This is a genomic window from Mesorhizobium sp. (assembly GCF_005063415.1).
Taxonomy (GTDB): domain Bacteria; phylum Pseudomonadota; class Alphaproteobacteria; order Rhizobiales; family Rhizobiaceae; genus Mesorhizobium.
In genome coordinates, this window is the sequence record NZ_SUEG01000094.1 from 2,994 (window position 1) to 20,698 (window position 17,705).

Annotated in this window: 15 protein-coding genes, 1 other RNA gene and 1 pseudogene; 6 read left to right on the plus strand and 11 right to left on the minus strand. The window is 62.8% G+C overall.

The features are described from left to right. Together E5W70_RS21870 and ffs are read right to left on the minus strand one after the other, a co-directional pair. On the minus strand, positions 1–1,301 hold a 1,301-nt coding region (locus E5W70_RS21870), incomplete at its 3' end, for a DNA polymerase III subunit gamma/tau (protein ID WP_292662285.1). A 104-nt stretch (positions 1,302–1,405) separates the two neighbouring features. Further along, positions 1,406–1,502, minus strand: an RNA gene (gene ffs, locus E5W70_RS21875) — signal recognition particle sRNA small type. Between the two features lie 358 nt (positions 1,503–1,860). Between ffs and E5W70_RS21880 the strand changes: the two genes are divergently transcribed. The 3 genes from E5W70_RS21880 to E5W70_RS21890 are packed head-to-tail and all read left to right on the plus strand — an operon-like array spanning position 1,861 to position 3,589. Next, a complete protein-coding gene (locus E5W70_RS21880) occupies positions 1,861–2,280 on the plus strand; it encodes an HIT family protein (RefSeq protein ID WP_023676868.1) in 420 nt (139 codons plus the stop codon). Between the two features lie 38 nt (positions 2,281–2,318). Beyond that, entirely contained in the window at positions 2,319–3,260 is a 942-nt protein-coding gene (nudC, locus tag E5W70_RS21885) for an NAD(+) diphosphatase (RefSeq protein ID WP_292662248.1), read from the plus strand. 26 nt (positions 3,261–3,286) lie between these two features. Then, on the plus strand, positions 3,287–3,589 hold the full coding sequence (locus E5W70_RS21890; RefSeq protein WP_292662251.1) for a Dabb family protein: 303 nt from the start codon (positions 3,287–3,289) through the stop codon (positions 3,587–3,589). A 25-nt stretch (positions 3,590–3,614) separates the two neighbouring features. Here E5W70_RS21890 and E5W70_RS21895 read toward each other — a convergent pair whose 3' ends face one another. The 7 genes from E5W70_RS21895 to E5W70_RS21925 form a co-directional block, all read right to left on the minus strand. Further along, positions 3,615–4,556, minus strand: coding sequence for a glyoxylate/hydroxypyruvate reductase A (locus E5W70_RS21895; protein ID WP_292662254.1), 942 nt, complete (start codon positions 4,554–4,556; stop codon positions 3,615–3,617). Positions 4,557–4,651: 95 nt separating this feature from the next. Continuing rightward, on the minus strand, positions 4,652–6,283 hold the full coding sequence (locus tag E5W70_RS21900) for an ABC transporter ATP-binding protein (RefSeq protein WP_292662257.1): 1,632 nt from the start codon (positions 6,281–6,283) through the stop codon (positions 4,652–4,654). After that, positions 6,280–7,419: an ABC transporter permease gene (locus E5W70_RS21905; RefSeq protein WP_292662261.1), complete on the minus strand. Its 1,140-nt coding sequence runs from the start codon at positions 7,417–7,419 to the stop codon at positions 6,280–6,282. The genes E5W70_RS21900 and E5W70_RS21905 overlap by 4 nt, the downstream gene beginning before the upstream one ends. Next, positions 7,419–8,513, minus strand: a complete 1,095-nt coding sequence (locus E5W70_RS21910) for a microcin C ABC transporter permease YejB (RefSeq protein ID WP_292662264.1) — start codon at positions 8,511–8,513, stop codon at positions 7,419–7,421. The genes E5W70_RS21905 and E5W70_RS21910 overlap by 1 nt, the downstream gene beginning before the upstream one ends. A 30-nt stretch (positions 8,514–8,543) precedes the next feature. Next, positions 8,544–10,412, minus strand: coding sequence for an extracellular solute-binding protein (locus tag E5W70_RS21915; RefSeq protein ID WP_292662267.1), 1,869 nt, complete (start codon positions 10,410–10,412; stop codon positions 8,544–8,546). Next, on the minus strand, positions 10,412–12,295 hold the full coding sequence (locus tag E5W70_RS21920) for an extracellular solute-binding protein (RefSeq protein WP_292662269.1): 1,884 nt from the start codon (positions 12,293–12,295) through the stop codon (positions 10,412–10,414). The genes E5W70_RS21915 and E5W70_RS21920 overlap by 1 nt, the downstream gene beginning before the upstream one ends. A gap of 174 nt (positions 12,296–12,469) precedes the next feature. After that, entirely contained in the window at positions 12,470–13,123 is a 654-nt protein-coding gene (locus tag E5W70_RS21925; protein ID WP_292662273.1) for a cytochrome c family protein, read from the minus strand. Between the two features lie 192 nt (positions 13,124–13,315). On the opposite strand from E5W70_RS21925, the pseudogene E5W70_RS21930 reads away from it, so the two are divergent. Further along, a pseudogene (locus tag E5W70_RS21930) lies at positions 13,316–14,043 on the plus strand (3-deoxy-manno-octulosonate cytidylyltransferase). Positions 14,044–14,073: 30 nt separating this feature from the next. Continuing rightward, entirely contained in the window at positions 14,074–14,937 is an 864-nt protein-coding gene (locus tag E5W70_RS21935) for a prephenate dehydratase (RefSeq protein ID WP_292662275.1), read from the plus strand. A gap of 7 nt (positions 14,938–14,944) precedes the next feature. On the opposite strand, the gene E5W70_RS21940 is transcribed toward E5W70_RS21935, so the two are convergent. Together E5W70_RS21940 and E5W70_RS21945 are read right to left on the minus strand one after the other, a co-directional pair. Further along, positions 14,945–15,568: a hypothetical protein gene (locus E5W70_RS21940; RefSeq protein WP_292662278.1), complete on the minus strand. Its 624-nt coding sequence runs from the start codon at positions 15,566–15,568 to the stop codon at positions 14,945–14,947. Next, a complete protein-coding gene (locus E5W70_RS21945) occupies positions 15,565–16,509 on the minus strand; it encodes a methyltransferase domain-containing protein (protein ID WP_292662280.1) in 945 nt (314 codons plus the stop codon). The genes E5W70_RS21940 and E5W70_RS21945 overlap by 4 nt, the downstream gene beginning before the upstream one ends. 107 nt (positions 16,510–16,616) lie before the next feature. Here E5W70_RS21945 and E5W70_RS21950 point away from each other — a divergent pair, with 107 nt between their 5' ends. Next, a complete protein-coding gene (locus E5W70_RS21950) occupies positions 16,617–17,627 on the plus strand; it encodes a ligase-associated DNA damage response exonuclease (protein WP_292662282.1) in 1,011 nt (336 codons plus the stop codon). Positions 17,628–17,705 lie beyond the last annotated feature (78 nt).

The window sequence follows — 17,705 nt, forward strand, 5'->3', positions numbered from 1 at the left end:
GTCGGCATCCGCGTCTGCGCCACGGCGCCTGCACCACCGCTTGCAGGCGCATGGTTTGCAGGGCCGGGGCTTGCCGGCGCGCCATTCACGCGCGGCGCGGCGCCCGGCAGAGAAACGCCGTTCTCCAGCGATTTCAGCGCCTCGTCCAGCGTCGGCAGGTCGGCGGCATGGGCCAGCCGGATCAGCACCATCTCGGCGGCGCTGACCGGGCGGTTCGAGGTCTGCACCTCGGGAATGCCTTTCAAGAGCATTTGCCATGTCCGCGACAGCACCTTGACCGACAGCGTGCCGGCGAAATCGGCGCCGCGCCGGCGCTCGTCCTCGGACAGCGAGGCGTCGTCGACGGCAGTCGGCACGAAACGCAGACGGGTGACCAGATGGTTGAACTCGGCAAGGTCGGTCAGCACAGCGGCAGGATCGGCGCCGGTATCGTACTGGGCACGGAATTCGGCAAGCGCGGCGGCGACGTCGCCCTTCATGACATGCTCGAACAGGTCGACGATGCGGGCACGGTCGGCGAGGCCGAGCATGGCCCGCACCGCTTCGGCGCTGACCGCGCCGCCGCCATGGGCGATCGCCTGGTCGAGGATCGACTGCGCATCGCGCATCGAGCCTTCGGCCGCGCGCGCGATCATCGCCAGCGCATCGTCTTCGACTTCGATGCCCTCCAGACCGGCTATCCTGGCAAGGTCGGCCTTGATCATTGCCGCATCGATGCGCCTGAGGTCGAAACGCTGGCAGCGCGATAGGACGGTGATCGGCACCTTGCGGATTTCGGTGGTGGCGAAGATGAACTTGACGTGCGGCGGCGGCTCTTCCAGCGTCTTCAGCAGGCCGTTGAAGGCCTGGTTGGAAAGCATATGTACTTCGTCGATGATGTAGACCTTGTAGCGCGCCGACACCGGGGCGTAGCGCACACGCTCGATGATGTCCCTGATGTCGTCGATGCCGGTATGCGAGGCGGCGTCCATCTCGATGACGTCGACATGGCGGCCTTCCATGATCGCCTGGCAATGCTCGCCGAGCACGGTAAGGTCGACGGAAGGCTGGTCGACCGTCGATGTTTTGTAGTTCAGGGCCCGCGCGAGGATGCGCGCGGTCGTCGTCTTGCCGACGCCGCGCACGCCGGTCAGCATCCAGGCCTGGGCGATGCGGCCGGTGGCAAAGGCATTGGTCAACGTGCGGACCATCGGCTCCTGGCCGATCAGCTCGGAGAAATTCGACGGTCGGTATTTGCGCGCCAGCACGCGATAGGCGGCAGGCTTGTCCAATTTCCCGGCCTCGTTTCCGGCTTCGCTCATTCGCCCGTTAAGCTCCAAGGGCTGCCACTGGAGGCGGCCGATTCCTGCGCATACTTTCGCCCGCACGGCTTGGCGCCGTCAATGTCGGGGCAAAAGGCGAAGAGGCGGGAGGCTGGAACAATGACCCGTTCCGGGCTCGTTAGGGCTGCTTCCTTCCGGACCTGACCCGGTTGGCGAGTGGACCGTCCACCACCAACCTCCCAGCCTCCATATCGGCAATCCGGCGATGAAATGCAAGTGCGGATGATAGAGGTCGTGAGCGACGACGACAGCTGAAACCAAAAACCCGCCTCGGCGGGCGGGTCGTTGGTGCGAATAATCACCATAGCGAGATTAGTAGCATAGCTGCCGGCACAAAGCAAGAACAAAATGTGGCCGTGATCAAAATGTCGACCTCGGCGGGGGAGCGCCAACCTGATGCAATTTGCCCAGGCCCTCCCTTCTTCGCGCACAATCAGCGCCACGACGGCCAATGTTGCTTGCTGCCCCTTGCGGCCCTTCGGAAGCCGCTCTAGCGTCGATGGAGTTCAAAAAACGTCAAAAAGTGAGGGAAACGCCGATGCTGCCGGGCCTCAAGGCCGGATTCACGCTTGACGCCCAGCTGGAAGCCGACAGCGAACAGCTGATGTGGCTCGGCCTGTGCGAATTGCGCGTCATGAACGACCGCCGCTGGCCATGGCTGCTGCTGGTGCCGCAGCGGCCGGGCATCGAGGAAATCCACGACATGACGCCGCTCGACCAGGCGATGCTGACCTTCGAGACCAACATGGTGGCGCTGGCGCTGAAGCGGGTGACCGGCTGCACCAAGATCAACACCGGTGCACTCGGCAATATCGTGCGGCAGTTGCATGTACATGTCATTGCGCGCTCGGAAGGCGATCCCGGCTGGCCCGGTCCGGTGTGGGGGCACGGCCTGCGCGAGCCCTATCAGCGCTCCGACCTTCGCAAGTTTGCGGAAAAGATCAAGGCAGCGCTATAAGCCTCTCCCGTGTCCACCTTGAACCTCCCCGAGTCTGCATGAGCTTTCGCCTGTTTGACGCGCCCTTGCGTGAGCCGAGCCAGTTCGTCGGCTTCGCCGGCAACATTATCGACCGGCAATCCGAAAACCGCGCCGACGATTCCGTCGAAAAGGCACTCGCCGATCCCTCGGCGCGGCTTTTGCTGATGCTTGGCGGCCGGCTCTATCTGAAGCTTGCGCAAGGCGCATTCGATCCCTGGTTCGGCGCGGCCGAAAGCCGGCCGCTCGAAGCATCGCTCGAAAACGGCGTCCTGCTCGGTTTTTCCGAAAGCGGCCCGGTGCTGGCGGTGCCGGCCGGGGTCGAGCCCGAGCAGCTTCCCGAGACGATCAAGGCGATCGACTATCGCTCGGTCTATATGCAGGGGCTGATCGACGAAGCGGCGGCCGGCGCGCTGGCGCAAGGGGCGGCGCTGCTCGCCTGGCATGCCAGTCATCGCTTCTGCAGCAAATGCGGCACCGAAGCCGAGATGCGCGCGGGCGGTTACAAGCGGCATTGCCCGGCCTGCGGCACAGAGCACTTTCCGCGCACCGACCCGGTGGCGATCATGCTGACGGCAACGCCCGAAAAATGCCTGCTCGGCCGCGGCCGGCATTTCGGGCCCGGCATGTATTCGGCCCTCGCCGGCTTCATCGAGCCGGGCGAGACGATCGAGGCGGCGGTGCGCCGCGAAACGCTGGAGGAAGCAGGCATCAGGCTCGGCCGCGTCGTCTACCACGCCAGCCAGCCCTGGCCGTTCCCCTATTCGCTGATGATCGGCTGCTTCGGCGAACCGCTCAACGACGATATCCAGCCCGACCTCAACGAGCTGGAAGATTGCCGCTGGTTCTTTCGCGACGAGGTGCTCTCGATGCTGGCGAGGGAGCATCCGGGCGGCCTGGTGACGCCGCCGAAGGGGGCGATCGCCTATAACCTGATCCGCGCCTGGGCCGACAGCGCATAGCAGGATCGACATCGCAGGAGCAGAAAATGATCCGTCACACCGTCGTGTTCACGCTGAAACACCCGCCGCATTCGCTCGAGGAAAAAAGATTCCTAGCCGACGCCAAGAGAATCCTTACGGCGATAAAGGGCGTCACGCATTTCGAGCAGTTGCGGCAGGTCAGCCCCAAGAACGACTACCGCTTCGGCTTCTCGATGGAGTTCGCCGATCAGCGGGCTTACTCCGGCTATAACGACCATCCCGACCACGTCGCCTTCGTCCGCGACCGCTGGATTCCGGAGGTCGCGGCGTTTATGGAGATCGACTACGTGCCGCTCGGCTGGGGCTGAGACTGGGAAGCGGCGCTCTAGAAAATCAATATCCCGCGTTGCGGTCCACCACATTTTCCAGCGCTTCGCCGCGCTCGAAGGCGTCCATCTGGCGCAGCATGATCGGCGCCAGGTGGACCGGATCGGAAGTTGCCGCCGCGTGCGGCGTCACGAACACTTTCGGGTGGCTCCATAGCGGGTTGGTCTTTGGCAGCGGTTCGACCTCGAACACGTCGAGGCTGACTTCCTTTAGCGTGCCGTCGTCCAGTGCGCGCAAAATGTCGGCGTCCTTCTGCAGCCTGCCGCGGCCGGCATTGATCAGCACCGAGCCGCCGAGGCCGTTGCGCTTGCGCAGCTCCTTCAGCACGCCGTGGTTGATGATGCCGTGCGTCTGTGGCGTCAGCGGCAGCAGCACCACCAGGATGTCGGTGGCGTTGAGGAACGGGATCAGGCCGGCCTCGCCCGCGTAAGTCGAGACACCTTGCATCGGCCGATCGCTGCGCGACCAGCCATTGACGGGAAAGCCGAGCGACAACAGCACCGATGCCGCCGCGCGGCCAAGCGTGCCGAGCCCCATAATGCCGACCGAGATATCGCCGGCCGGCCGCTGCTGCGGTTCGTGCCAGATCTTCTTCTGCTGCTGGGCGCGGTAGAGCATGCCCTGGCGATGGTGGTCGAGCACCCGCCAGACGACGTATTCGGTCATGTACTGGGTGAGGTTGTCGGCCACCACCTTGACGACCGGTACGTCGGGCAAGGTGGGATCGGCGAAAATGTGGTCGACGCCGGCGCCGATCGAGAAGATGGCCCGCAGATTGGGCAGCGACGACAACAGGTTCGGCCGCTGTTTCCACACCACAGCATAGGTGATCGAGGGATCGCCGGCGCCATTCGGCTCGAGCACCACTTCGCGCTCCGCCGACAGCAGTTCGCGCCATCGCAGCGGATGAATACCTGTGAGGGCAAGCAGGATGCGGCCTTTTTCCATTGCGGATCGTTTTTCCTTTTTACCAACAGCGTTCGCGTCCCGACGCGCAAGGGCGCGGCAGCGTTTTGATTTTGTGCATGATCTCTGGCGAAAATCTACTCGCTGACGATGCCGACTGGCGCCGTTTCGATCTTGAAGGCGGCCGAGATCAACGCCTTTGTGTAGTCGGTCCGCGGGTTGCTGAAAATCTGTTCGGAAGGACCGGCCTCGACGATCCTGCCGTTGCGCATGACGATGACTTCATTGGCGAGCGCGCGGATGACCCTTAGATCGTGGCTGATGAAGAGATAGGCGAGGTCGTGCTTGGCCTGCAGGCTGCGCAAGAGGTCGACGACCTGCGCCTGCACGCTCATGTCGAGCGCCGAGGTCGGCTCGTCCAGCATGACAAAGCGCGGGTTGAGCACCATGGCGCGCGCGATTGCGACGCGCTGGCGCTGGCCGCCGGAGAATTCGTGCGGATAGCGGTTGCGCGTCGCCGGATCGAGGCCGACTTCCTTCAGCACGTCGACGACACGCTCGTCGCGCGCATCGGGCGACAGTTTCGGCTCGTGGATCTTCAACCCTTCCTCGATTATCTCGGCGACCGACATGCGCGGACTGAGCGAACCGAACGGATCCTGGAAGACGATCTGCAGCTCGCGCCGCAACGGCCGCATTTCGTTGAAGGACAGCTGATCGATGCCGCGTCCGTTGAACTGGATGGTCCCGGTCGACGAGATCATCCTGGCCAGCGCCAGGCCGAGCGTCGTTTTGCCTGAGCCGGATTCGCCGACGACGCCAAGCGTCTGGCCGGCCCGCACGGTGACGTCGATGCCGTCGACCGCCTTCACATTGTCGACGGTGCGCCGGAAGAAGCCCTTCTTGATCGGGAACCAGACCTTGACGTCGTTGCCGACCATCACCGGCTTGGCGGCTTCATTGGCCGCCGGCGGCTTGCCTTTCGGCTCGGCGGCAAGCAGATGCCGCGTATAGGCGTGCTGTGGATTGGCGAATATCTCCTTGGTCGGGCCGGTCTCGACGATCTTGCCCTTGGTCATCACGCAGACCCGGTCGGCGATCTTCCTGACGATGCCGAGATCGTGGGTGATGAACAGCATCGACATGTTCTTGCGGCTTTTCAGGCCGGCCAGCAATTCGAGGATCTGCGCCTGGACGGTGACGTCGAGCGCCGTCGTCGGCTCGTCGGCGATCAAGAGTTCAGGCTCGTTGGCGAGCGCCATGGCGATCATGACGCGCTGGCGCTGGCCGCCGGAAAGCTGGTGCGGATAGGCGTCGAGCCGTTTTTCCGGTTCGCGGATGCCGACCTCGTGCAGAAGTTCCAGCGTGCGCGCCTTGGCGTTGCGATCGCCCAGGCCCTGGTGCAGCTTCAGCACCTCGACGATCTGCTGCTCGATCGTGTGCAGCGGGTTGAGCGAGGTCATCGGCTCCTGGAAAATCATGGTGATCTTGTTGCCGCGCACGCGGCGAAGGTCCTTCTCGTCCGCGGCAAGCAGGTCGGCGCCGAGGAACAGGATCTTTCCCGACGGGTGGCTGGCGGTCGGATAGGGCAGCAGCTTCAGCACCGACAGCGCGGTGACCGACTTGCCGGAGCCGGACTCGCCGACCAGCGCGACCGTCTCGCCCTTGGCGAGGTCGAAGGAGATATGGTCGACGGCGATCGACTGGTCGCCGCCTTGCGTGAAGGCGACGCTGAGGTCCTGGACCGAGAGCAGCGGGGTGTCGCTCATCTGAACGTCTTGCGCGGATCGAAGGCGTCGCGCGTGGCCTCGCCGACGAAGACCAACAGCGACAGCATCAGCGAGATGACGACAAAGCCGGAAATGCCGAGCCAGGGGGCGTTGAGGTTGCGCTGTGCCTGCTTCAACAGCTCGCCGAGCGAGGCGGCGCCGGGCGGCAGGCCGAAGCCGAGATAGTCGAGCGAGGTCAGCGTCGAGATCGAACCGCTGAGCAGGAAGGGCAGGAAGGTCAGCGTCGCCACCATGGCGTTGGGCAGCAGATGCCGGAACATGATGGTGACGTTGGACACGCCGAGCGCGCGCGCCGCATTGACATATTCGAAGTTACGGGCGCGCAGGAACTCGGCCCGCACCACGCCGACCAGTGCCACCCAGGAAAACAGCAGCATCAGCCCGAGCAGGATGAAGAAGCCGGGCGGCAGGATGGCAGCGACGATCAGGAGCAGATACAGCACCGGGATGGCCGACCAGATCTCGATGAAGCGCTGGAACAGAAGGTCAGTCCAGCCGCCGAAATAGCCCTGCAAGGCGCCGGCCGCCACGCCGATCAGCGCCGAGCCGGCGGTCAGGATCAGGCCGAACAGCACCGAGACCCTGAACCCGTAGATGACGCGCGCCAGCACGTCGCGGGCCTGGTCGTCGGTGCCGAGCCAGTTCCAGTTGCCGACGATGCAATTGGGGTCCGCCTCGCCTTTCGGATACTGGTTGCAGCGCGTTTTCTTGTCGTAGAGCCAGGACGGCTTGGTCGGTGCTGCCTCTGGAATGGAGTTGTTGACGGTCTGGTAGGAGTAGCGCACCGGCGGCCAGATCATCCAGCCATTGGCATTGATCTCGTCCTGGATGACCGGGTCGCGGTAGTCGGTGACCGCATAGAAGCCGCCGAACTTCTCCTCGGGATAGGCGACCAGGACGGGAAACAGGATCTCGCCCTTGTAGGAGGCGATGATCGGCTTGTCGTTGGCGACCAGTTCCGAACCCAGCGACAGCACGAACAGGAACAGGAAGATCCACAACGACCAGTAGCCGCGCCGGTTGGACTTGAAGTTCTGCAGGCGCCGCTGGTTGAGCGGCGACAGAAAGGGCCGCGCGATCCGTGCCGGCGCCGTTTCGGCTGTGGCCTGCGCCATCAGACGTCTCTCCGCTCAAAATCGATGCGCGGGTCGACCCAGGTATAGATCAGGTCGGACAGCAGCCCGACGAACAGGCCAAGCAGCGAGAAGATGTAGAGATTGGCGAAGACCACCGGATAGTCGCGCTGCACCACCGAGTTGAAGCCGAGCAGGCCGAGCCCATCGAGCGAAAAGATGTTCTCGATCAGCAGCGAACCGGTGAAGAACGCCGAGATGAAGGCACCGGGGAAGCCGGCGATGACGATCAGCATGGCGTTGCGAAAGACGTGGCCGTAGAGCACCCGCCGTTCCGACAGGCCCTTGGCGCGGGCGGTGACCACATATTGCTTACGGATTTCCTCGAGGAAGGAATTCTTGGTCAAAAGCGTCGTCGTGGCGAAGGCCGACAACACCAGCGCCGTCAACGGCAAGGTCATGTGCCAGAAATAATCGCCGATCCGCGCCGGCCATGACAATTGGTCCCAATTGTCCGAGGTGATTCCGCGCAACGGAAACCAGTCCCAGAACGAGCCGCCGGCAAACAGCACCATCAGCAATATGCCGAACAGGAAACCCGGAATGGCGTAGCCGACGATGACGACGCCGCTGGTCCAGACATCGAAGGTGGAGCCGTCCTTGACTGCCTTGCGGATGCCGAGCGGGATCGAGATCAAATAGGACAAAAGCGTGATCCACAGCCCGATCGAGATCGACACCGGCATCTTTTCCAGGATCAGGTCGAGCACCGATATGTCGCGGAAATAGCTGTCGCCGAAATCGAAACGGAGATAGTTCCACAGCATCATGCCGAAGCGCTCGAGCGGCGGCTTGTCGAAGCCGAACTGTTTCTCCAGCTTCTTGATGAATTCCGGATCGAGCCCTTGCGCGCCGCGATATTTCGAGCCGACGTCGCCGGCTACATCGAAATTGGCGCCGCCGGCATCACCCCCGCCGCCGCCGAGGCGATCGCTGCCGCCCTGGTTGGTCAGCCTGGCGATGACCTGCTCGACCGGCCCGCCCGGAGCAAACTGGATGACGGCAAATGACACCGCCATGATGCCGAACAGGGTCGGGATCATCAACAGGATGCGGCGCAGTATATAGGCGCCCATCAGGCTCTCTGCCTCGCTTGTGCGAAAATCTCAGGCTTTGCCAATCTTTGCCGCCTTGTCTTTGTCGAACCACCACAACGTCTCGACCGGAAAGCCGTAATCCGGCTTCTGAGCGGGAAAGCCGAACATGTCCCAATAGGCCGCTCGGTGATTCGCCTGATAATATGTTGGAATCCAGTCGAGCCGCGCGCGCAAGACCCGATCGAGGGCATGGAGCGCTGTGACGAGTTCGATGCGGGTGTGCGCCTTGCCGGCTGCGTCGATCAGCGCGTCGATGGCTTTGCTTTCCGTACCTGGATAGTTGCGCATCCCCGGCGTTTTCGCCATCCGCGAAGCATAGAGGATCTCTAAACCGTCGGCGGTGGGCGTGGCCCCGATCAACCATGCGAGCATGTTGAAGTCGAAGTCGAAATTGCTCTGCCGCGCTTCAAATTGCGTCGAATCGACCTGCCGGACCGAAGCGTCGATGCCAATCGCCTTCATATTCTCGGACCAGGGCGCCAACATGCGAACCAGGCCCTCGTCCTCGGCCAGCATTTCCACCCGCAGCCGCTCGCCTCTATCGTTGACGACGAAATTGCCCGCTCGCTTCCAGCCGGATTCGGCAAGCAGCCTCGAAGCCTCGCGCAGCAACTTACGGTCATGGCCAGAACCGTCGGAGACGGGTTGCATCACCGGTTCGCCAAAGGTCTCAGGCGGCAACTCGGCTCGAAACGGCTCCAGCAGTTTCAGTTCCTGGGGCGAGGGTAGGCCCTCGGCCTTGTAATCCGATCGTTCGAAGTTCGATTGCGAACGCTCGTAGGCGCCGAAAAACAGCACCCGCCTGGTCCATTCGAAGTCGAAGCAATAGGCGATTGCCCGTCTCACGCGTATGTCGCGGAATTGTGGACGGCGCTGGTTCAGCGCGACAGCCTGCATGGAGGGCGATTTCTCGCCGGGAAATTCCCGTTTGATGACCCTGCCATCCTTCAGCGCTGGAAAGTCGTAACCGGTCGCCCACACCCGCGATGTGAATTCTTCGCGAAAATGCGTGTCCCCTTTCTTGAAAGCTTCAAACGCTGCCTGGCGATCAAGATAGAAATCGATGCGGATGCGGTCGAAATTATTAAGCCCGCGGTTCACGGCCAGATCGCGGCCCCAATAATCGGCGACACGTTCATATTCGACAGTCTGCCCGGCCGCGACCCGTCCCGCCCTGTATGGTCCGGAGCTAAGGGGTGGGGTTAACGTCGAGGCGTCGAAGTCGTTGGCCGTGTAGAAGGCTTTCGACACGATCGGCATAACAACGATGGCGAGGATATTCTGCGCGGACTGTTGGCCGTTGAAGGCAAGGCTGACCGTAAGCGGATCGATTGCGACCGCATCCGTCATATGCCGCAGCGGTTGGGAAAGATTCGGATGTCCGCGCTCTTTGTAGAGGTTCAATGCGAAGGCAACGTCCTCCGCTGTTAGCGGCGAGCCGTCATGGAAGCGGGCTTGTGGCCGCAGGCTGAAGCGGAAGCCATTGCGGTCCTGCGACAAGGTAACGGATTCGGCAAGCAGGCCGTAGACCGCATCCGGCTCGTCAAGTGCGCTTGTCATCAGCGAATCGAAGCAGAGCTCGGTTCGCGGCGGCGAATCCCCCTTCAGCACCAGCGAGTTCAGCGTGTTGAAAGTAAGAAAGCTCTGATTGAAGGTGGAGTTCGGCGGAGCGAAATTCATCCGGCCGCCCTTGGGAGCGTCCGGGTTGACATAGTCGAAATGCTTGAAATCCGGCGCGTATTTGAGATCGCCGAAGGCGGACAGGCCGTGCAGCTTCACGCCGGTCGGGATCGTGGCGAAAGCCCGGCCGGGCAGCCATGCAGCTGCCGCGGCGGCACCGCCCAGGGCGAGGAAGTCGCGACGGGGCAGCGCCGCCATCAATTGCCACTCTTGTATTTGGCCGCCAGCGCCTTTTCCTTGACCGGATCGACCCACCAGGAATCCGTGTCCACGCCTAAATAGGCAGGCTGCTTTTCAGGCATGCCGAATTTGTTCCAGTAGGCCAGCCAGACCACCGGCCTGTGCCATTGCGGCACGACATAGTAGTTCCATAATAGAACTCGGTCGAGCGCATGGGTGGCAGCAACCAGATCGTCGCGGTCGGTGGCGTAGATAACGCGGTCGACCAGCGCGTCGACAATCGGATCCTTAATGCCCATCAGATTGCGTGAGCCAGGTGCGTCGGCGGCTTTTGAACTCCAGAAGTCGCGTTGCTCGTTGCCGGGCGAATCCGACTGTGGGAAGATCCCCGTCACCATGTCGAAGTCGAAGCTGCGGGTGCGGTTCACATATTGACTGGGGTCAACAATGCGAAGTGCGGCATCAATACCGATCTTTCGCAAATTATCGACGTAAGGATTTGCGATGACTTCGTCTGTCGGGTCCCGTCCCAGGATCTCCAGCTTGAATTGCTGGCCCGTTTGGGCATTGACCATTTTGCCGCCCTTGATGACCCAACCAGCCTTGGCGAACAGGTCGACCGCGGACTTCAGGTATTTACGCTCCGCCTGCGGCGTGTCGTAGACCGGCAGTTTGAATTCCTCGGTGAACACTTCAGGCGGCAGCTTGTCACGATATTGCTCGAGAATCTCCAGCTCCTTGCCTTTCGGCAGGCCGCTGGACGCCAGGTCGGTGCCCTGGAAATAGCTGCTCGTGCGGGTGTTAAGACCGAAGAACAGCGTACGATTCATGCTTTCGAAATCGAGCACGTCGGTCAACGCCTCGCGTATGCGTCGATCCTGAAACTGCGGACGTCGCAGATTAAGCGCGAAACCCTGCATCGGCTCGGGCGACTCGGTCTTGAACTCCCTCTTGATGACGTCGCCTTGCTTGATCGCGGGAAAATTATACGCCGTCGACCAGCGTCTGGAGCTGTTTTCCGCGTTGATATCCTCAAGCCCACCCTTGGTGAATGCCTGCCAAGCCGCATTCTCATCGAGGATGTAGGTGTACCGCTTCGTGTCGAAATTCTCTCGGCCGATCTTCACCGGCAACTTGGCGGCCCAATAGTCAGGCACGCGCTGCCATACAATTTCCGAACCTGGCTTGAAGCTGGCGATCTTGTAGGCGGCCGAACCCAGCGGCGGCTCCAGTGTCGGCCGGGTGACGTCGCGCTCCTTGCCGTTGGCGTCAGTGCCTTCCCACCAGTGCTTGGGCAGTACGACGAGATCGCCGAGAATCTTGGGCAGTTCGCGATTGCCCTTCTGGCTGAAATGGAACTCGACCTCACGATCGGAGATTGCGACCGCATCGGTAACGTTCTCGAAATAACGGCTGTATTGCGGGCTGTTGGCCTTTAGCACCTGGAACGACCAGATCACGTCGTCGACGGTAATCGGCTGACCGTCATGCCACTTCGCCCGCGGATCGAGCCGGTAGGTCGCCGAGGAATAATCGGCCGGATATTTATAGGCTTCAGCGACCAGCGAATGGCTGGTGCTGCCTTCGTCGGTCGCCTGCTCCATCAACGTGTCGTAGAGCAGACCGCCGCCAAAAGGGGCGAAGCCAGCGGCGGCAGAACCCTGGACGATGTAGGGATTGAAGCTGTCAAACGTGCCGGGCGCCACCGAATTCAGCGTGCCGCCCTTTGGTGCATCCGGATTGACATAATCGTAGCGCTTGAAATTGTCGCCGTATTTGGATTCGCCGATCAGCGACGACGTCGTGCGCCATTCGTCCGCCAAGGCCGCCTGCAGGCCGCCGGCAAAAGCAGCCAGCATCAGCACCGATTTCAGAAGCGTCCGCGCTCGGCCAACCGTCATGCGTTCTCCTCTTCGCGATATAGCGCCGTCACCATAAGCGTCTGGGCCCAATCTAGATCATTTGGCGCTAGTGAAAACCGCAACCGAGCGGCTTTGTCGTCGCATATGCATTTTTCCTAACGAAAAAGCCGGGCTGAACCCGGCTTTTTCAAGGATTATGTCATTACAGTTTTGTTATTTTGCGGGTGCGGCCGGAGCGGCTGGCGCCGCGCCTTCTGCCGGCTTGGCAGGGGCTGTACCTTCGGCCGGCTTGGCGGGCGCGTTCTCGGCCGAGGCGCCGGGTGCCGGCAGCGGCTTCGGATTGTCCGACAGCGTGCGCAGATAGGCGATGACGTTGGCACGGTCCTCATCTTTCGGCAGGCCGGCGAAGCCCATCGCGGTGCCCTTCACGAACTTCTTCGGCGAGGTGATGAAGTGGTTCAGGTTGTCGTAGGTCCACTTCTCGCTGCCGCCCTTGGAGAACTCCTTCATGCCGGCCGAATAGGCAAAGCCCTCATGCTCGGCGACCGGACGGTCGATGATGTCCCACAGATCGGGGCCGACCTTGTTGGGGCCGCCCTTTTCGCCGGAATGACACGCCTGGCATTTCTTGAAGATGGCGGCGCCCGCTTCGGCGTGGGCGGTGGTCAGCAGCTCGGCGATCGGCTTGGCCTCCGCGGCGGGAGCGGCCGGGCCGCCTTCGGCGGGCTCGGTCGCCTCGATGGCGAAGCCGGGCTTTTCCGGCGCTGGAGAGGCAAACAGCGCGTCGGACACGATGCCAACGGAAAAGACAATGAACACCGTGCCGAGGAAAGCGGCGAGCAGCTTGTTGACTTCGTTGGAATCCATACGCCCCAGGCTCCCTTTTCCGGCGGACCGATCCGTCCACTCCGTCCGTCGGTATCGTGAACCACCCTGCGAGGCGGTCAAATCGCGCGGAAACTAGGTCTTTTGCTCCGGCGTTGCAACACCTATAAGGGCGCTGCCAGTGAGACCTTTTGCCACTTTTGTCCTCCTCTTTTTCGAGCCCCTGCCCGCCTCATGTCCACCCTCATCCTGATCCCGGCCCGCATGGCCTCGACCCGCCTGCCGGGCAAGCCGCTGGCCGACATTGCCGGCACTCCAATGATCGTCCACGTCGCCCGCCGCGCCGCCGAGGCGGGGCCGGCCGGGTCGTCGTCGCCACCGATACGCAAGGCGTTGCGGAGGCGGTGCGCGCGCATGATTTCGAGGCGGTGATGACGCGGGCGGACCACGAAACCGGTTCCGACCGCATCTTCGAAGCGCTGACCATTCTCGACCCTGGCAACAGCGTCGAGACCATCGTCAATGTGCAGGGCGATCTGCCGACCATCGACCCCCTTATTATCGGCGCAGCGCTGAAGCCTTTCGAGAACGCCGCGGTCGATATCGCCACGCTCTGCGTCGAGATCGTCCGCGACGAGGAAAAGACCAATCCGAACGTCGTCAAGCTGGTCGGCTCGCCACTCTCGGCGACACGGCTCAGGGCGCTCTATTTCACCCGCGCCACCGCACCCTGGGGCGAAGGCCCGCTCTACCATCATATCGGCCTCTACGCCTATCGGCGCGCCGCACTCGAGCGCTTCGTTGCGCTGAGGCCGTCGCCGCTGGAGCGCCGCGAGCGGCTGGAGCAGTTGCGGGCGCTGGAGGCCGGCATGCGCATCGATGCGGAGATCGTGCAGTCGGTGCCGCTTGGCGTCGATACGCCGGACGATCTCGAACGCGCCAGGGCGCTCCTTTCCAACTAAGAAATTTCCCCAATTCCCGAGACTCTGCGCATGCCTGAAAAGACCAACAAAATATCCTTCCAGGGCGAGCCGGGTGCCAATTCCGACACCGCCTGCCGCAACATGTTCCCGTCGATGGAGCCGTTGCCGTGCCCGACCTTCGAGGACGCCTTCAACGCGGTCGAGACCGGCAAGGCCGATCTGGCGATGATCCCGATCGAGAACACCATTGCCGGCCGCGTCGCCGACATCCATCACCTCTTGCCGGAATCGAAGCTGCACATCATCGGCGAATATTTCCTGCCGATCCACTTCCAGCTCATGGTGCTGCCCGGCGTCAGCCGCGACGAGATCAGGACCGTGCACAGCCACATCCACGCGCTCGGCCAATGCCGCAAATACATCCGCAAGAACGGCTGGAAGGCGACGGTTGCCGGCGACACGGCGGGCGCCGCCAAGATGGTCGCCGCGATGAAGGACCGCACCATGGCGGCGTTGGCGCCGGCGCTGGCCTCGACGCTCTACGGGCTCGACATCATCGAGGAAAATGTCGAGGACACCGACAGCAACGTTACCCGCTTCGTCGTGCTAACCAAGAACAAGCAATGGGCCGAACGCCCCTCCGCCGACGCCAGGATGATGACGACCTTCATCTTCCGCGTGCGCAATGTGCCGGCGGCGCTCTACAAGGCGATGGGCGGCTTCGCCACAAACGGCATCAACATGACCAAGCTGGAAAGCTACCAGCTCGGCGCGTTTACAGCGACGCTGTTCTACGCCGACATAGAGGGCCATCCCGACGATCCGCTGGTGAAGCTGGCGCTCGACGAGTTGCGCTTTTTCTCGCGCGAAATGCGCATCCTCGGCGTCTATCCCGCCAGCGCCTCGCGCGAGCAATGGAAGGTGGCGGATTAGGATCCGGTCAGGTCAGGCCGAACTTGTTCTGCTTGGCCGACTTGCCGCATTCGCGGCGGCTGATCGACCGGTTCATGGCGTCGATCTTGCCGCTTGCCTGGTCGGCGTCACGCTTGGCTTTTGAGCGCATGTCCGGCGTGAACGGGCCAAAGCCCGTCGCCGGGTTGGAGAAGGACGGCTTGGCGTCCACCGGCAACTGATATTGCTGCGCCAGGCCGTTTCGTTGCGCCAGCAATTGATCGCAAGGCACCTTGTCGTATAGCAGCGAGGACTGGACGTTTTCGTCCTGCCGTTCGGACATCGAATTGCCGACGCAGCCGGCCATCGCCAGGCAAGACGCCAAGACCATCATGTTCCAGCGCATGAACGTGCTCCTTGTCGATATCCGCATGATCCGGACATGCGATTCGGGCTTTTTCGCAGCAAACATTACACCGAGGTCGGCGGGACAGTACCCCCCTCTGTCCTGCCGGACATCTCCCCGCAAGGAGGGAGATTGGATGTCATTTCCGCTTTCGCAAACCTTCAGCGTCGCAAGAAGGCGCCGTCGGCGAAGCTGCCGATCTCCCCACTTGCGGGGGAGATGTCCGGCAGGACAGAGGGGGGTGGGAAGGATCGCCGCCTTGGTCATGATTGTGAATGCTTCAAGCGGCGTTTCTCCGCCACGACGGCCAGCCCTTCGACCGGTTCGCGGCGATCCTGCCGGATAATCGTCGCCTGCAGCGACAGGACCGAAAAGCCGTTGGCGTCCAGAACCCGCTCTACATAGCTTTGCGAATGCGCGTAGCGGCGGGACGGCTGCAAGGCGAAATCGCCACTGCCAGACGAGTCGCCGCCGGCGAGCGTCTCGACGGAGAACGCAAACAGACCGCCGCCGGCAAGCATCCCGGCAATCTTGTTCACCACCTTGTCGAGTGCGCCGAGATAGATGAACACATCGGCCGCCGTCACCAGATCGGCTTTCGGGCCAGAATAGCAAAACTCCTGCAGGTCCGTCTTGACGAGCAGATCGTAGACACCTTTGGCGCGCGCCTGCCTCAGCATGCCGGCCGAGATGTCGTAACCCTCCAGCCGATCGGCTATCGGCCGCAGCTTCTGGCCCATCAGGCCGGTGCCGCAGCCGAGATCGAGCACCAGCGAAAACCGGCCCGGCCGTGCTGCCCGGATGGCGCGGTCGAGGCATTCGGGCAGACGATAGCCGAGCCTGTCGACCAGCTCACCCTCGAAGCTCCCGGCATAGTGGTCGTAGAGCGTCTCGACAAAGGCGCTGGGCGGCGCCTGGGCCGCCGCTGCCCTGCCGATCAATTGCAGCTTGAGCACCGCGCCGAGCCTGTCCGCGGGGTCGAGCCGCAGTGCCGTCGTCCAGGCCTGCGCGGCGAGATCGGGCGCGCCCGCCGCCTCCTGCATCTCGCCGAGCCGGAACCAGCCGGCCGCCCATTGCGGCGCCAGTTCGAGCGCGCCGAGCAGCAATTCCGCCGATGCCGCATGATTGCCGGATGCATAGAGCATTTCGGCATAGTCGGCGCGGCGGTCGGCGATCGGATCGCCGGACGAGGTCTGGAGCGGTTTCATTGTGATCGAATTCCGCCGGGTGTTGCAGCCGGCTTGCGCTCTATGCTGGAGTCAGCAGCGACTTACAACAGGCTTCCCGCGCCGGAATTAGCGCCTATCTTGGGGCCATGCGCGCCAGCGACCTGCTTCATCCCCGGCCGGAAGGGCTGTATTGCCCGCCCGGCGATTTCTTCATCGACCCGGTGCGGCCGGTCAACCGGGCGCTGATAACGCATGGCCATTCCGACCATGCCCGCTCCGGCCACCGCTCGGTGATGGCGACGCAGCAGACGCTCGATATTATGGGGCTGCGCTACGGCGAAGGTTTTGCCGGAACGACGCAGGCCGCGGTGCTCGGCGAGACGATTGCGCTTGGCGGTGTGGCCGTCAGCTTTCACCCGGCCGGCCATGTGCTGGGCTCGGCGCAGATCAAGGTCGCGCATCAGGGTACGTGCATCGTCGCGTCCGGCGACTATAAACGCCAGAAGGACGCGACCTGCGAGCCGTTCGAGCCGCTCAAATGCGACGTCTTCATCACCGAGGCGACTTTCGGCCTGCCGGTGTTTCGCCATCCGCCCGATATCGAAGAGATCGCCCGGCTGCTGAAATCGACCGAGCAGTTCCCCGAGCGCACGCATCTGGTGGGCGCCTATGCGCTGGGCAAGGCGCAGCGCGTCATGCGGCTGCTGCGCGATGCCGGCTACGAAAAGCCGATCTACATCCATGGTGCTCTGGCCAAGCTCAGCGAGTATTACCAGAGCCAGAATATCGATCTCGGCATATTGGAACCGGCGACCGTCGAGACCGGCCAAAAAAGCGACTTTGCCGGCGCCATCGTCGTCGGCCCGCCCTCCGCCTTCGCCGATCGCTGGGCGCGGCGTTTTCCCGATCCGATGTCGTGCTTCGCCTCGGGCTGGATGCGCATCCGCCAGCGCGCCAAGCAGGGCGGCGTCGAGCTGCCGCTAATCATCTCCGACCATTCCGACTGGGACGAGTTGACGGCGACGATCAAGGAGACCGGCGCGGAAGAAATCTGGGTAACGCATGGCCGCGAGGAGGCGCTGGTGCGCTGGTGCGAACTCGAAGGCATCGCCGCCAGGCCGCTGCATCTGGTTGGCTATGAGGACGAGGGCGATTGATGGTGCTCATGGCCGATCTAGCACTCTACGGCGCCCCCCTCTGTCCTGCCGGACATCTCCCCCTCAAGGGGGGAGATT

Excerpts from the sequence above, each read along its gene's own strand:
- E5W70_RS21900 (WP_292662257.1), bottom strand. The coding sequence starts at position 6,283 with ATGAGCGACACCCCGCTGCTCTCGGTCCAGGACCTCAGCGTCGCCTTC.
- E5W70_RS21935 (WP_292662275.1), top strand. The coding sequence starts at position 14,074 with ATGCCTGAAAAGACCAACAAAATATCCTTCCAGGGCGAGCCGGGTGCC.
- E5W70_RS21925 (WP_292662273.1), bottom strand. The coding sequence starts at position 13,123 with ATGGATTCCAACGAAGTCAACAAGCTGCTCGCCGCTTTCCTCGGCACG.
- E5W70_RS21890 (WP_292662251.1), top strand. The coding sequence starts at position 3,287 with ATGATCCGTCACACCGTCGTGTTCACGCTGAAACACCCGCCGCATTCG.
- E5W70_RS21880 (WP_023676868.1), top strand. The coding sequence starts at position 1,861 with ATGCTGCCGGGCCTCAAGGCCGGATTCACGCTTGACGCCCAGCTGGAA.
- E5W70_RS21905 (WP_292662261.1), bottom strand. The coding sequence starts at position 7,419 with ATGGCGCAGGCCACAGCCGAAACGGCGCCGGCACGGATCGCGCGGCCC.
- E5W70_RS21950 (WP_292662282.1), top strand. The coding sequence starts at position 16,617 with ATGCGCGCCAGCGACCTGCTTCATCCCCGGCCGGAAGGGCTGTATTGC.
- E5W70_RS21910 (WP_292662264.1), bottom strand. The coding sequence starts at position 8,513 with ATGGGCGCCTATATACTGCGCCGCATCCTGTTGATGATCCCGACCCTG.
- nudC (WP_292662248.1), top strand. The coding sequence starts at position 2,319 with ATGAGCTTTCGCCTGTTTGACGCGCCCTTGCGTGAGCCGAGCCAGTTC.
- E5W70_RS21940 (WP_292662278.1), bottom strand. The coding sequence starts at position 15,568 with ATGACCAAGGCGGCGATCCTTCCCACCCCCCTCTGTCCTGCCGGACAT.
- E5W70_RS21915 (WP_292662267.1), bottom strand. The coding sequence starts at position 10,412 with ATGGCGGCGCTGCCCCGTCGCGACTTCCTCGCCCTGGGCGGTGCCGCC.
- E5W70_RS21920 (WP_292662269.1), bottom strand. The coding sequence starts at position 12,295 with ATGACGGTTGGCCGAGCGCGGACGCTTCTGAAATCGGTGCTGATGCTG.
- E5W70_RS21895 (WP_292662254.1), bottom strand. The coding sequence starts at position 4,556 with ATGGAAAAAGGCCGCATCCTGCTTGCCCTCACAGGTATTCATCCGCTG.
- E5W70_RS21945 (WP_292662280.1), bottom strand. The coding sequence starts at position 16,509 with ATGAAACCGCTCCAGACCTCGTCCGGCGATCCGATCGCCGACCGCCGC.